This window comes from Streptomyces sp. NPDC127098, from assembly GCF_042722465.1.
In the GTDB taxonomy this organism is placed as follows: domain Bacteria; phylum Actinomycetota; class Actinomycetes; order Streptomycetales; family Streptomycetaceae; genus Streptomyces; species Streptomyces millisiae.
Genome location: NZ_JBHXFJ010000079.1, coordinates 1 through 13,314 on the forward strand (window position 1 = coordinate 1; position 13,314 = coordinate 13,314).

Consider the following 13,314-nt stretch of genomic DNA (forward strand, 5'->3'; position numbering starts at 1 on the left):
GCCCTCGACGCCCCCGAGCCAGATCCCGTAGCACGAGCCGGCGGTCAGCAACAAGGAGTAAACGGCGCCGAAGACTCGTAAGCCGTCGACGGCGGGTTATCCCAGGCCGGCGGCCTAGGAGTGCGCCGGCGACGAGCCGGCACCGGCGTCCTCGTCGGCCGGCCCGGCCGACGAGGCCCGCGGCCGGCGGATCGCCCGTGAGGCGCGGGCGGGCGGCGAGCGTACGCTGCCGGCCCAGCAGCAGCGCGAGGCGAAGGGGGGCCGGCCGGCCCCCGCCGCCGCACCGAGGCGCGGGCGGGCCGCGCGCCGGCCGAGCGGGCGGGAACGCCACGACGAGAAGATCACGGTCTACGTCTCGGCCGAGGAACTCATGGACCTCGAACACGCCAGGCTCGTGCTCAGGGGCGAACACGGCCTCGCGGTCGACCGCGGCCGCATCGTCCGGGAAGCCGTGGCGGTGGTCCTCGCCGACCTGGAGTCCCGCGGCGAGGCCAGCATCCTCGTCCGCCGCCTGCGGGGTCGCTAGCCGCGAGGTCGCCTGCGGCTGTGCTGGGCCGTGAGAGCGTCTGTGGGCCGTCCAACCGCGAAGCGGGGCGAACCGGTTCGGACGACGCGGGAGTGCCACGGCCACGTTCGTGGACCGCGGGAGTAGTCTGCCCCGCGATGACGCCTCCTCCGCCGCCGCAACCACCGCGCCAGCGCCGCACGCTGGGCCGCGGCCCAGGTGCGCCCGCGCCGGAGGCCGGCGCGGCGAACGGCCACGAGCCGGCGGAACCCCCCACCGCTTCCGCTGACACGACCCCGCCGCCAGCCGGCTCCGCCGGCGACGGCCACGACGGGCCGCCGGTGGCGGCCGCGCCCGCGAGCGAGATGACTGCCGAGCCGGTTGCCGGCGACGGTGGCGGCCTGGACGGGGAGTCGCACGTGGCGGCCGCAGCCGCCGATGGGCACGCCGGCCTCCGGCCGGTGGCCGGTGCGACGTCCGCTCGCCCGGCGGGCGACGCTGCCGAGCCGGTCGGGCGAGTACGGGGCGCCGCCACAGGCGTTGCGGATGTTCCCGCCGGCCCCGCCGGTGCGGCCGTGGCCGACGCCGGTGAGGCGGTGAGCGTTGCCACGGCCCGGCCCGGCCTTCGGCCGGAGGCCGGAGCGGAACCCGGTCACGAAGTGGCCGACGAGCAGGCCGTGGCGAGCAGCGACCTGCCACCCGCGGACGACGTCGCGGCCCGCACCCAACCGGTCGGTGGCGCGGATGCGGAGCCGGCCGGCTCCGGCCCGGCCAGCGCAGCGTCCTCCGTCGAGGACGACGGCCGGTTCAAGGTGGTGTTGGAGAACTTCGAGGGGCCGTTCGACCTGCTGTTGCAGCTCATCTCGCGGCACAAGCTCGATGTCACCGAGGTGGCGCTCTCCCGCGTGACCGACGAGTTCATGGCGTACATCAGGGCCATGGGGCCCGACTGGGACCTCGACCAGACCACCGAGTTCCTCGTCGTCGCCGCCACCCTGCTCGACCTCAAGGCGGCCCGGCTGCTGCCGGCCGCCGAGGTCGAGGACGAGGCGGACCTGGCGCTGCTCGAGGCCCGGGACCTGCTCTTCGCGCGGCTGCTCCAGTACCGCGCCTTCAAGCGGGTCGCCGACATCTTCGCCGAGCGGCTCGCCGCCGAGGCGCTGCGGTACCCCCGCACCGTCGGGCTCGAGCCGCACCACGCCGAGCTGCTGCCGGACGTCGTCATCCGCATCGGACCCGAGGGCTTCGCCAGGCTCGCCGTGAAGGCCATGCAGCCCAAGCCGAGGCCGCAAGTCTACGTCGACCACATCCACGCCCCCCTGGTCAGCGTCCGCGAGCAGGCCGAGGTGGTGATCGACAGGCTGCGTCAGCTCGGTCGGGCCAGCTTCGGCGAGCTGGTGGCGGACGCCCCCGACACCCTCACCGTCGTCGCCCGCTTCCTTGCCCTCCTGGAGCTCTACCGGGAGCGGGCCGTCACCCTCGACCAGGAGGAGGCGCTCGGCACGCTGGTCGTCGTCTGGAGCGGCGGGGTGCCCGACCGCCCGCTGGTCACCGACGAGTTCGACCAGGAGTCCGCGCCGCAGGACGGGAAGGAGAGGCCGTGAGCCAGGAGCAGCTGGAACAGGAGCACGAGCCGGCGCCCGAGCTGGAGCTGAAGCCGTCGCTGGAGGCCGTGCTGATGGTCGTCGACGAGCCGGCCACCGAGGAGCACCTCGCCAGGGTCCTCGGTCACCCCCGTCGCGCCGTCGCCGCCGCGCTGCGCGAGCTGGCGGACGAGTACGTGGCCCAGGGCCGCGGCTTCGAGTTGCGGCTCGTTGCCGGCGGCTGGCGGTTCTACACGCGTCCGCGGTACGCCGAGGCCGTCGAGCGCTTCGTGCTCGACGGCCAGCACGCCCGGCTGACCCAGGCCGCGCTCGAGACGCTGGCCGTCGTCGCCTACCGGCAGCCGGTCAGCCGTTCCCGGGTCTCCGCCATCCGCGGTGTCAACTGCGACGGCGTCATGCGCACCCTGCTCCAGCGCGGTCTGGTGGCCGAGGCGGGCACCGAACCCGAAACAGGTGCGATCCTGTATGTGACGACGCACTACTTCCTGGAGCGGATGGGGCTGCGCGGCCTGGACGAACTGCCGGAGCTCGCCCCCTTCCTCCCCGAGGCCGAACAGGTCGAGGGCGAGAGCCAGGAGGCGATGGCGTCGCTCACCATGGACGTAGACGCTCCCACCGACCTCCCTACGGAACACTGATGCGAAGCAGCGGCAGTAACAGCAACCGGAACTACCGGGGCGCGGGCAACAGCCGCGACGACCGGCAGCGGCGCGCGGGCCGCCCCCGCCCCGAGGAGCGCCGTTACGGCCAGGGCGGCGGCCCGGGCGGCGGGGCCAAGAAGAAGCGGAGCGCGCCGGCCCGCTCCCGCGAGTACGACGCCCAGCTCGAGGAGCGCAACCGCGCGCGGCACGACAAGCCGGCCGTGCGGCTGCCCAAGACCTTCGGCGAGGCGGAGGGCGAGCGGCTGCAGAAGGTACTGGCCAGGGCCGGCCTCGGCTCCCGGCGCTCCTGCGAGGAGCTGATCGACCAGGGCAGGGTCGAGGTCAACGGCCAGGTCGTGCTCTCCCAAGGCCGCCGCGTCGACCCCGACAAGGACGAGATCAAGGTGGACGGGCTGACCGTGGCCACCCAGTCCCACCTGTTCTTCGCGCTCAACAAGCCGGCCGGCGTCGTCTCCTCCATGGAGGACCCCGAGGGCAGGCAGTGCCTCGGCGACTACGTGCAGAACCGGGAGACCAGGCTCTTCCACGTCGGGCGCCTGGACACCGAGACCGAGGGCCTCATCCTGCTCACCAACCACGGTGAGCTGGCCCACCGGCTCACCCACCCCAGGTACGGCGTGACCAAGACCTACCTCGCGGCCATACAGGGGCCCATCCCGCGTGACCTCGGCAAGCGCCTCAAGGACGGGGTGCCGCTCGAGGACGGCTACGCCAAGGCGGACCACTTCCGTGTCGTGGAGAACGTCGGCAAGAACTACCTGGTCGAGGTCTCGCTCCACGAGGGCCGCAAGCACATCGTGCGCCGGATGCTCGCCGAGGTCGGTTTCCCGGTCGACAAGCTGGTGCGCACCGGCTTCGGCCCCATCGTGCTCGGCGACCAGAAGTCGGGCTGGCTGCGTCGGATGTCCAACACCGAGGTCGGCCGGCTGATGAAGGAGGTCGGGCTCTAGGCCCGAAGGGGGCGGAAACCGGTGGGCGGCGGCGTCGCGCCGGGGCATACGCTGGGGGAATGCGCACCGCCCTCGTCATCGGCACCGGACTGATCGGCACCTCCATCGCCCTGGCGCTCACCGCGCGCGGCGTCCGGGTGTACCTGGCCGACCAGGACCCGGACCAGCCGAGGACGGCGGCCGCGCTCGGTGCCGGCACCGACGGTCCCCCCGAGGGCCAGGTCGAGCTGGCCGTGGTGGCCGTCCCGCCGGCGCGCATCGCCGCCACGCTGGCCGAGATCCAGCGGAGCGGCGCCGCCCGCGCCTACGTGGACGTCGGCAGCGTCAAGGGCGGCCCGGGCCGCGACCTCCTGGCGCTCGGCGGCGACCCGCGCAGCTACCTCGGTACCCACCCCATGGCCGGCAAGGAGCGCTCCGGGCCGCTGGCCGCGTCGGCCGACCTGTTCGAGGGCCGGCCCTGGGTGCTCACCCCGACCCCGGAGACCGACACCGAGGTGCTGAACCTGGCGCTGGAGCTGGCGTCGCTGTGCCGCGCCGTGCCGGTGGTGATGGACGCCGACGCCCACGACCGGGCCGTCGCCCTCGTCTCGCACACCCCGCAGCTGGTCTCCAGCCTGGTCGCCGCCCGCCTGGAGAGCGCCGAGGAGTCCGCCGTCCGGCTCTGCGGGCAGGGCATCAGGGACGTCACCAGGATCGCCGCCTCCGAGCCGCGCATGTGGCTCGACATCCTCGCCGCCAACCCGGGCCCGGTGGCTGACGTGCTCACCGAGGTCGCCGCCGACCTGGACGAGACGGTGCGCGCCCTGCGGGCCCTGGAATCCGCCGACGAGGCCAAGCGGGCCGCCGGCGTCGCCGGCGTCGAGGCGGTGCTGCGGCGCGGGAACGCGGGGCGGGAGCGGGTGCCGGGCAAGCACGGTGCCGCGCCCACGGCCTATGAGACCGTGGCCGTCCACATCAGCGACCGCCCCGGCGAGCTGGCCAGGATCTTCGCCGACGCCGGCCGGGCCGGCGTCAACATCGAGGACGTCCGCATCGAGCACGCCACGGGCCAGCAGGCCGGCCTGGTGGAGCTGATGGTGGTGCCGGAGGCCGCCCCGGGACTGATCGCCGCGCTGCGCGAGCGCGGCTGGTCGATCCGGGGCTGACCGGCGCCCGCCGGCCCGCGCCCACCAGCGGTGGGGCGGCGGCCGCGTGCAGGGCACCTCTGGCGGGCCGGTACCCTTCTCCACCGGGGCCCGCGACCGGCGGGAACGCTTCCGGACCGCCCCCGGCCTCCGCCCCTCGCGCCCAGTCGCTCGCGGGGACCGCTCTTCGCCCGCTCCAGAAAGGTGCGCACCACCGTGACTGCAACCCCCGTCATCGTCGCCATCGATGGCCCCGCCGGCACGGGCAAGTCCAGCACCTCCAAGGCCGTGGCCAGCCGCCTGGGTCTCGGCTTCCTGGACACCGGCGCGCAGTACCGGGCCATGACCTGGTGGATGCTCGCCCACGGCGTCGACGTCAACGACCCGGCCAAGGTGGCGGCGGCCGCCGGCGAGCCCGCCATCGTCTCCGGCACCGACCCGCTCGGCCCCACCATCACCGTCGACGGCGAGGACGTCTCGGGGCCCATCAGGAGCCAGGAGGTCAGCGCCGCCGTCAGCGCCGTCAGCGCGGTGCCCGAGGTGCGCGCGGTGATCACCGCCCTGCAGCGGTCCATCGCCGCCGCCGCGCCGACCGGCATCGTCGCCGAGGGCCGCGACATCGGCACCACCGTCCTCCCCGACGCCGACGTCAAGATCTTCCTGACCGCCTCGCCCGAGGTCAGGGCCGCCCGCCGCAGCGCCGAGCTCAGGGGCAAGGACGCGGCGGGCCTGGCCGCCACCCAGGCGGCGCTGCTCAAGCGGGACGCCGCCGACTCGGCGCGCAAGGCGTCCCCGCTGGCCAAGGCGGCCGACGCGATCGAGGTGGACACCTCGGAGCTGACCCTGGAGCAGGTCATCCAGTGCGTGGTCACCCTGATCGAGGAGCGCAGGCGCCGGTGAGCGCGTCCGGCACCCCCGCGGGCGAGCGCGGCGCCCGGGGCGCGGCGGTGGGCCGCCGGATCGCGATCGGCGTGGTCCACGGCGGCTGGCGCCCGCGCGCGTTCGGCACCTGGCGGGTGCCATCAGCGGGCCCGGTGATCCTCGCCGGCAACCACGCGCACAACGTCGACGGCCCGATGATCATGGGCACCTCGCCGCGCCCGGTGCGGTTCCTGGTCAAACGGGAGGCCTTCGTCGGCCCGGTCGCCGGCTACCTCCGGGCCATCGGCCAGATCAGCGTGGACCGGCAGGGCACCGACCGGGCGGCCGTCGCCGAGGCGCTCGCCGTCCTCGACGCCGGCCAGGTGCTCGGAATCTTCCCCGAGGGCAGCAGGGGAGAGGGCGACTTCGCGGCGCTGCGCGCCGGCCTCGCCTACTTCGCGCTGCGCTCGGGCGCCCCGATCGTGCCGGTCGCCGTGCTCGGCAGCAACGAGGCACGCGGCCGGCTGGTCCCGGCGTTCCCCCCGCTGCGGCGGCGGATCGACGTCGTCTACGGCGACCCGTTCACGCCGGTCGCGCCCGGTGGGCGGCGCACCAGGGCCGCGCTCGACGACGCCACCCTGCGCATACAGCAGCGGCTGGCGGCCCATCTCAAGGAGGCCCGACGGCTCACCGGCCGTTAGGCGACACTGGTGTGATGGGCACGGCCCGTGGCACGGCCGGCCCACGACCGACGACGAGACCTCACGAGGACGTAACTCCATGACCGACCAGAACCACCCAGGCACCGCGGACCGGCACGGTGCGCTCGGCGACGCCGAGTACGCGGAGTTCATGGAGCTCGCCACCGGGGAGGGCTTCGACGCCGAGGAGATCGACAGCGAGCTGGCGGCGGCCGGCGGCGGGCCGCTGCCCGTGCTCGCCGTCGTCGGCCGGCCGAACGTCGGCAAGTCGACCCTGGTGAACCGGATCATCGGCCGCCGCGAGGCCGTCGTCGAGGACAAGCCGGGCGTCACCAGGGACCGGGTCAGCTACGAGGCCGAGTGGGCCGGCCGCCGCTTCAAGGTCGTCGACACCGGCGGCTGGGAGCAGGACGTGCTCGGCATCCACGCCTCCGTCGCCGCCCAGGCCGAGTTCGCGATCGACGCGGCCGACGCCGTGGTCATGGTGGTGGACTCCAAGGTCGGCGCCACCGACACCGACGACGCCGTGGTCAAGCTGCTGCGCCGCTCGGGCAAGCCGGTGGTGCTCTGCGCCAACAAGGTCGACGGCCCCTCCCAGGAGGCCGAGGCCGCCTACCTGTGGAACCTGGGCATCGGCGAGCCCTTCCCGGTCTCCGCGCTGCACGGCCGCGGCACCGGCGACCTGCTGGACGCGGTGCTGCGGGTGATGCCCGAGGCCCCCGCGCAGACCTTCGGCGACACCATCGGCGGGCCGCGCCGGGTCGCGCTGATCGGCAGGCCGAACGTGGGCAAGTCCTCGCTGCTGAACAAGGTGGCGGGGGAGGAGCGGGTGGTCGTCGACGAACTCGCCGGCACCACCCGGGACCCGGTCGACGAGCTGATCGAACTCGGCGGGCAGACCTGGCGTTTCGTCGACACGGCCGGCATCAGGCGGCGCGTGCAGGACGGCGTCGACTACTACGCCTCGCTGCGGACGGCCGCCGCCCTGGAGAAGGCCGAGGTGGCCGTGGTGCTGATCGACGTCACCGAGCCGATCAGCGTCCAGGACACCCGCATCATCACCATGGCCGTGGAGGCCGGCCGCGCGCTGGTCATCGCCTACAACAAGTGGGACCTGCTGGAGGACGAGCGCCGCTTCTACCTGGAGCGCGAGATCGAGCAGGACCTGGTGCAGGTGCGGTGGGCCCCCCGGGTCAACGTCTCGGCGCGCACCGGCCGGCACATGGAGAAGCTGGTACCGGCCATCGAGACGGCGCTGGCCAGCTGGGAGAGCCGGGTGCCGACCGGCAAGCTGAACGCCTTCCTCGGCGAGCTCGTCGCCGCCAACCCGCACCCGGTGCGGGGCGGCAAGCAGCCGCGGATCCTCTTCGGCACCCAGGCCGGCACCAGGCCGCCCCGGTTCGTGCTGTTCGCCTCCGGCTTCCTGGAGGCCGGCTACCGCCGCTACATCGAGCGGCGGCTGCGCGAGGAGTTCGGCTTCGAGGGCACCCCGGTGCACATCTCGGTGCGGGTGCGGGAGAAGCGCGGCGCGAAGAAGAAGTAGCGGTCCCGGCCGGTCGGTTACAGGCTCCCCGGCGGCAGCGCCGCCGGGGCCACCAACTGGGCCGGTGGATATCCGTATACGGGCGGCGCGAGTTCGTGGTGCCGCCCGTAGTCGCGCCAACCGCCGGACCCCGCACCGTGAATGGGCCGGATCGTGCTGAACCCGACGAACCGAAGCTCCTCCTCGCCCGTGCGGTCGCCGGGCAACGCCCGGAAGAGCCGGCGGTATTCGGCGCACAGCGAGTCGTAGATCGGGGTGGCCGAGCCGCCGTGCGACTGGTCGTAGGCCGACCGCATCCCGGGGATCGGGGCTGGACGGGCGTGCTGCGGTCGCGAGGCTTCATAAGTGTGCACGCCCCTCCAACGATCGACCCACCCACCGGATGCGGGCCAACCGGGCGTTATACCCTTTCGCGCCTGCCGGCGCCCGGTCCGAAGGGACCTGTGCCCGACGCGGCACCGCACCGGTTCGGGCCGGGGGCGACCGACGCGGGACGCCGGGCGCCGCACGGGCCTGGCGGCCCCTTGCCGGTCGCGCCTGCCGGTGCCCGGCGCGCGGCGCTGCACCGGTTCGGGGCGGGGGTGCCGGGGTGCCGCACGGGCCTGGCGGCCGGGCCGCGGCCCGCGGCCGCTCGGCGCGGCGCCGGTGCCGGTCCGTGTGCGCCGGGCACGAACGGGCCTGGCCGCCCCTTGCCCGCTCGCCGGCGCCCGGATTGGCGGGGCATGTCCCTTGGGGCGGTGCTGCGTCGGTCCCTGTGCGATGGGCCGGTTCGGGGAGTCGGGTTGTGGCCTGCCGCAGGGTTCGTGCTCCGGCGAGGTGCGGTGCCGGGGACCGGCGTCGCCGGGTGCGGAGGGTCCCGCCGGGCCCCTGGCTGCGGGGCCCGGGCCCCGGCGAGGGGGGCGCCGGGGCGGAGCCCCGTGCGGGGCTCCGCGGGCCGGCTCGGTCGGCGCCTGCGGCGCCGCAGGCGCGTTACGTTCCGGCGAGCGGCATCGTGGCCGCGACGAGGAGGCCGCCGGCGGCCGCCTTTTCGAGGGCGTCGCGCAGCAGGTCCTCGCGGGGCTGCTGGCCGATGGAGCCGGAGGGGGCCGCGAAGACCACCACGGACTGGCGCTGGTTGGCGCTGGCGCGCCAGCCGTCCGTGACGGTGAGCGGCTGGTGGGCCTGCCACCAGGCCACCGGCTGGCCGCCGCTCTGCTGGCCCTGCAAGACGGCGTGCAGCTGGCCCATCGCCAGCAGGACCGACCAACCAGAAAGCTGCGCCGGCTGGTTGGCGAGGTCCGTGACCGGCAGGAAGCCGGCCTCGATCAGCAGCGGCAGGAAGTCGTCGCCTGGGCCCTCGGTGCCGGGACGGGCGATCGGGCCGGTGGGCTCGACGACGATCGCGGCGTGCAGCTCGTCGCCGATGAGGATCTGGCCGCAGGTGACGCCGAGCACCGCCTGGCCCGGCGCCGGCTTCAGCTCCGAGGCGGCCGGCGCCGCGGGGGACGGGCTCTCGCCGGTGATGGAGCGCACCGCGCCCCTGAGCTGCTCCTCGGAGACGGAGACCACCTGGGAGGGGATGCAGGAGGCGTGGGCGAAGGCGAGCACCGCCGTCTCGTCGCCCACGAAGAGCACCGTGCTGGTGCGCTCCTGGTCCGGGTTTCCCGGGGTGCGGCAGGAGGTGCAGTCGTAGCTGCTCGGCGCGTTCTCGCCGGCCAGCAGCCGTTCGGCTTCTTCGTCGCCGATCTCGGCGCGTACGTCGTCGCTGACGTCGAGCATGGGGGACACGGTCGCTCCTCAGTTCGAGCTGCGGAAGTCGTGGACGGGGGCCCTGAGCGCCCGGGGGCGTCAGTGCCCCGTGCACAACGGTGGGAGCGGCGTGGGGGTCACGCCCGGCGGGCGGGCAATCGTCCCATCGGAGGTGAAGCGTAGTGGGCACGACAAACGCCGGAGTTCACTCTCGTTCACCGGGTGTGTGAATTTCTGGTGCGTGGGAAATCGATCGGACGGCTCGGGAAAGGGGGCCGGCTAAATCGTTCGCGGCGAGTGGAGAACGGAAATTCGGTGGGGCCGGAAGGGGGGCGTTCATTCCCCGAGGGGTACGTTCGGCCGAACAGGTCCCGCCGGGCCGCGCTGTGACACAAGCGTGACAGTTCCTCGGTCCTGGCCTGACCTTCGGGGTGTCCCCGGGCGCCGGCAGGCCGTACGGTGGGCCGCATGGCACCTCTACCCCAGCAGCCCCGGACACCCGACGACGCCCCGGAGGAGTACGTGGGCCTCACGGCCGACGTGGCCGAGCGGCGGGCCAGGGACCGGGGTTGGTCCACGGTGCGTCGGCTGCCGCCGGACGCCATCATCACCATGGAGTTCATGGCGGGCCGCCTCAACCTCGCCGTGCGCGACGGCGAGGTCGTCCGCTGCTGGAAGGGCTGAGCCTCAGCGGCTCCCGACCGGCCTGGCCGGCGGGTGGTCCGGGCGGCCGCCGGGGCGGGGTCGGTTCGGCGCGCGCAGCCTGAGCTTCGCGGGGTGCGCGCCCGCGCCCGACCGCGCCGCCACCGCGGAGCCCACGAGCGAGGCGGCCACCGGCTGCGGCGCGGCGTCGAGCTGGGGCGCGGTGTGCGCGTACCGGCCCGGGGTGCCGAACACCCGGTCCCGGACGGCGAGGAGCATGGCGTCGACCCGGTTGATCAGCGGCTCCCCCCAGGGCAGGGCCAGCAGGATCAACAGCCCGGCGGCCCAGCCGAGCAGCACGTCGCTCACCCAGTGCGTGCCGAGGTAGACGGTGGTGGCTCCGACGCCGAGCGCGCAGAACGCGGCGATCACCGACAGGAGGCGGCGGGCGCGCGGGGTGGTGGCCAGATAGGCCAGGATCCCCCAGGTCACGACCGCGTTGGCGGTATGTCCCGAAGGAAATATATCGCCGGTCAGGAACATCTCGTTCGAGCCCATGGCGGTGGCGTAGTGGGGCCCCTCCCGGCCCATGCCCAGCTTGGCGGCGCCGACCGTGACGTTCAGCAGGAGCAGCGAGAGGGCCATCACCAGCAGCGGGCGCAGGGTGCGCGTCCGCCAGGAACGCCAGCCGAGCCAGGCGGCGACCAGCGCCGCGGTGGGCCCACGCTGCCCGAGCACGACGAAGTAGTCGAGGAAGGCGTGCATCTCCGGCCACTGCTTGTACGGCCGGAACAGCATCACCTGCCAGTCGAGGCGGACGAGCCAGGACGTGCTGAGCACCGCCGCCACGATGGCCACGTAGAAGCCCAGCGTGGCCCACAGGAGCGCCCCGCGCGTGCGGCTCATCTCGGGAACCGGCATGCTCGGTGGCTGTGGCTCCTGTTCGAGGCGGGCTAGGAGTCGGTCGGTACGCACTTTTTCAAGATTACAGCCCGTGATAGCAGGCTTCCCGCCCGCCCCCGTCTTCGTAATGGCGATGTGATGTGCCGCCAGTCTTTTCACCTGCCCGGGCTCCCGTCGCACGACGAAATGGACGGGCCTCGGGAATTGACGCCGAGGTATTTCGGGGGCGGTCGGCTCATCGTCTTTTCATGGTCGGTGAAGGGGAATTGCGCGCGGTCCTCAGGTGAACGACGCCGCGGACGGCGGCGGTTCGCTGACGCGTGCGGGCGCGTTCGATGGCCGGCGGGCGCCTGTCGTACGCTGTCTGCCCGTCCTGCCCTCCACACCGTGCCCGGCGCGCGCGCCACCGGGATTCCCCCGCGGTGACGAGGGGACGTCACGCGCGCCACAGGGAGGTGCGTTGATGTCCGAGACGCCCCTGCCCGGGTCCACGGTCCGAGAGCGCGACGGCGCGCCCGGCGGCCACCCCCGCCGCTGGACCGTCCTCGTCGTGCTCTGCGTCAGCCTGCTCGTGGTGGCGATAGACGCCACCGTGCTGCACGTGGCCGTGCCGGCCGTCAGCGAGGAGCTGCGCCCCGGTGGCATCGAACTGCTGTGGATCGTCGACGCCTACCCGCTCGTCTGCGCCTCCCTGCTGATCCTCTTCGGCACCCTGGGCGACCGGGTCGGCCGTCGCCGGGTGCTGCTGCTCGGCTACGCCTGCTTCGGCGTCGCCTCCGCCGTCGCCGCCTACGCGCCGAGCGCCGGCGTGCTGATCGGCGCCAGGGCGCTGCTGGGCGTCGGCGGAGCCATGATCATGCCGGCCACGCTGTCCATCCTGCGCCACGTCTTCCCCGACCGCAGGGAACGGGCCTTCGCCATCGGCGTCTGGAGCGCGGTGGCCGCGGTGGGCGCCGCGCTCGGCCCGCTGGTGGGCGGGCTGCTGCTCGAACACTTCTGGTGGGGCTCGGTCTTCCTCGTCAACATCCCGCTGATGGTCGTCTGCCTGCCGGTGGCCCGGGCACTGCTGCCCGAGTCGGCCGGCGACGGCTCGGGACCCTGGGACGTGGCCGGGGCCCTGACGGCGGCGGTCGGCCTCTTCTCCGTGATCCTGGCGCTCAAGCGGATCGGGGCCGGCGACCTGTTCACGCCGGGCACGGCGCTGGCCGCCCTGGTGGGCGTGGCGCTGCTCGCCCTCTTCGCCCGGCGCCAGCGCCGCGCGAGCCACCCGATCATCGACCTGACCGCGTTCGCCAGACCGGCCTTCGGCACCTCGGTGGGCTGCATCGTGCTCACCGTGCTCGCCCTGGTCGGCCTCGCGCTCGTCGCCGCCCAGTACCTGCAACTGGTGCTCGGCCTCTCGCCGTCGGAGACCGGCCTGCGGCTGCTGCCGCTGAGCCTGGCCGCCATCGCCGCCGGCCTCGTCGGCTCCCGGCTGCTGCACAGGGTCGGCCCCCGGCTGATGGTGGTGCTCGGCTTCTGCCTCACGGCGCTGGCCGTGCTCCTCCTCGTCGGCCTGGGCGAACAGGACCGCCCGGTGCTGATGACCCTCGGCTTCGTGCTGCTCGGCTTCGGTCTCGAGACCACGCTGTTCGCCGCCTACGAGTCCATGCTCAGCGACGCGCCGGCCGCCGAGGCGGGCAGCGCCGCGGCCATCGGCGAGACCGCCTACCAGTTCGGCGCCGGCATCGGTATCGCGCTGCTCGGCAGCCTGATGAACGCCGTGTACGGCCCCGCGGTCCGCGGCCTCGCCGGCGTGAGCACGGCCGACGCCGAGGCGGCGGGTCACTCCCTCGGCGAGGCGTACACGGTGGCCGACCGGCTCGGCGGCGCCAGGGCCGAGGCCGTGCGGGACGCCGCCCGCGAGGCGTTCGTCCAGGGCATGCGACTCACCCTGGTGGCCAGCGCGGCGCTGCTGCTGCTGGGCGCGGTGGCGGCCTGCCGGCTGCCGCGCCGGCTCTGCGCGACGGGGCGCTCCGGCGTGCCGGCGCAGGGGCGGGAGGCCGACGGCAGGTCGCTCTTGCCCAGCGGGATCACCCGCCCCTAACGTCG

12 protein-coding genes and 1 pseudogene are annotated in these 13,314 nt (G+C 74.3%); 10 read left to right on the forward strand and 3 right to left on the reverse strand.

The features are described from left to right. Positions 1-127 precede the first annotated feature (127 nt). The 8 genes and pseudogenes from ACFWI8_RS32185 to der form a co-directional block, all read left to right on the forward strand. A pseudogene (locus tag ACFWI8_RS32185) lies at positions 128-526 on the forward strand (hypothetical protein); the annotation flags it as partial. A gap of 656 nt (positions 527-1,182) precedes the next feature. Continuing rightward, a complete protein-coding gene (locus ACFWI8_RS32190; RefSeq protein WP_387098799.1) occupies positions 1,183-2,109 on the forward strand; it encodes a segregation and condensation protein A in 927 nt (308 codons plus the stop codon). Continuing rightward, positions 2,106-2,747: an SMC-Scp complex subunit ScpB gene (scpB, locus tag ACFWI8_RS32195; RefSeq protein ID WP_387098801.1), complete on the forward strand. Its 642-nt coding sequence runs from the start codon at positions 2,106-2,108 to the stop codon at positions 2,745-2,747. The genes ACFWI8_RS32190 and scpB overlap by 4 nt, the downstream gene beginning before the upstream one ends. After that, complete coding sequence (locus ACFWI8_RS32200) at positions 2,747-3,721, forward strand: pseudouridine synthase (RefSeq protein WP_387098803.1); 975 nt, start codon at positions 2,747-2,749, stop codon at positions 3,719-3,721. The genes scpB and ACFWI8_RS32200 overlap by 1 nt, the downstream gene beginning before the upstream one ends. 59 nt (positions 3,722-3,780) lie before the next feature. Continuing rightward, entirely contained in the window at positions 3,781-4,866 is a 1,086-nt protein-coding gene (locus tag ACFWI8_RS32205) for a prephenate dehydrogenase (protein ID WP_387098805.1), read from the forward strand. A gap of 195 nt (positions 4,867-5,061) precedes the next feature. Next, positions 5,062-5,745: a (d)CMP kinase gene (gene cmk / locus ACFWI8_RS32210; RefSeq protein WP_387098807.1), complete on the forward strand. Its 684-nt coding sequence runs from the start codon at positions 5,062-5,064 to the stop codon at positions 5,743-5,745. Beyond that, positions 5,742-6,407 carry a lysophospholipid acyltransferase family protein gene (locus tag ACFWI8_RS32215; protein WP_387098809.1) on the forward strand — a complete coding sequence of 222 codons (666 nt, stop codon included), beginning with the start codon at positions 5,742-5,744 and terminating at the stop codon, positions 6,405-6,407. Before cmk ends, ACFWI8_RS32215 begins: the two co-directional genes overlap by 4 nt. A gap of 79 nt (positions 6,408-6,486) precedes the next feature. Then, positions 6,487-7,950, forward strand: a complete 1,464-nt coding sequence (gene der, locus ACFWI8_RS32220; protein ID WP_387098811.1) for a ribosome biogenesis GTPase Der — start codon at positions 6,487-6,489, stop codon at positions 7,948-7,950. A 17-nt stretch (positions 7,951-7,967) separates the two neighbouring features. On the opposite strand, the gene ACFWI8_RS32225 is transcribed toward der, so the two are convergent. Beyond that, entirely contained in the window at positions 7,968-8,246 is a 279-nt protein-coding gene (locus tag ACFWI8_RS32225; protein ID WP_311602332.1) for a hypothetical protein, read from the reverse strand. 673 nt (positions 8,247-8,919) lie between these two features. Beyond that, complete coding sequence (locus tag ACFWI8_RS32230; protein WP_387098813.1) at positions 8,920-9,717, reverse strand: hypothetical protein; 798 nt, start codon at positions 9,715-9,717, stop codon at positions 8,920-8,922. Positions 9,718-10,146: 429 nt separating this feature from the next. Here ACFWI8_RS32230 and ACFWI8_RS32235 point away from each other — a divergent pair, with 429 nt between their 5' ends. Continuing rightward, positions 10,147-10,362, forward strand: a complete 216-nt coding sequence (locus ACFWI8_RS32235) for a proteinase inhibitor I78 (protein ID WP_311602330.1) — start codon at positions 10,147-10,149, stop codon at positions 10,360-10,362. Between the two features lie 3 nt (positions 10,363-10,365). Here ACFWI8_RS32235 and ACFWI8_RS32240 read toward each other — a convergent pair whose 3' ends face one another. After that, positions 10,366-11,295 carry a phosphatase PAP2 family protein gene (locus ACFWI8_RS32240; protein ID WP_387098815.1) on the reverse strand — a complete coding sequence of 310 codons (930 nt, stop codon included), beginning with the start codon at positions 11,293-11,295 and terminating at the stop codon, positions 10,366-10,368. 391 nt (positions 11,296-11,686) lie between these two features. Between ACFWI8_RS32240 and ACFWI8_RS32245 the strand changes: the two genes are divergently transcribed. Next, a complete protein-coding gene (locus tag ACFWI8_RS32245) occupies positions 11,687-13,309 on the forward strand; it encodes an MFS transporter (protein WP_387098817.1) in 1,623 nt (540 codons plus the stop codon). Positions 13,310-13,314: the final 5 nt, after the last annotated feature.

What these genes read in the sequence shown, in the direction of transcription:
- ACFWI8_RS32200 (WP_387098803.1), top strand. Translation starts at nt 2,747, where the DNA reads ATGCGAAGCAGCGGCAGTAACAGCAACCGGAACTACCGGGGCGCGGGC.
- ACFWI8_RS32205 (WP_387098805.1), top strand. Translation starts at nt 3,781, where the DNA reads ATGCGCACCGCCCTCGTCATCGGCACCGGACTGATCGGCACCTCCATC.
- der (WP_387098811.1), top strand. Translation starts at nt 6,487, where the DNA reads ATGACCGACCAGAACCACCCAGGCACCGCGGACCGGCACGGTGCGCTC.
- ACFWI8_RS32225 (WP_311602332.1), bottom strand. Translation starts at nt 8,246, where the DNA reads ATGCGGTCGGCCTACGACCAGTCGCACGGCGGCTCGGCCACCCCGATC.
- ACFWI8_RS32235 (WP_311602330.1), top strand. Translation starts at nt 10,147, where the DNA reads ATGGCACCTCTACCCCAGCAGCCCCGGACACCCGACGACGCCCCGGAG.
- ACFWI8_RS32245 (WP_387098817.1), top strand. Translation starts at nt 11,687, where the DNA reads ATGTCCGAGACGCCCCTGCCCGGGTCCACGGTCCGAGAGCGCGACGGC.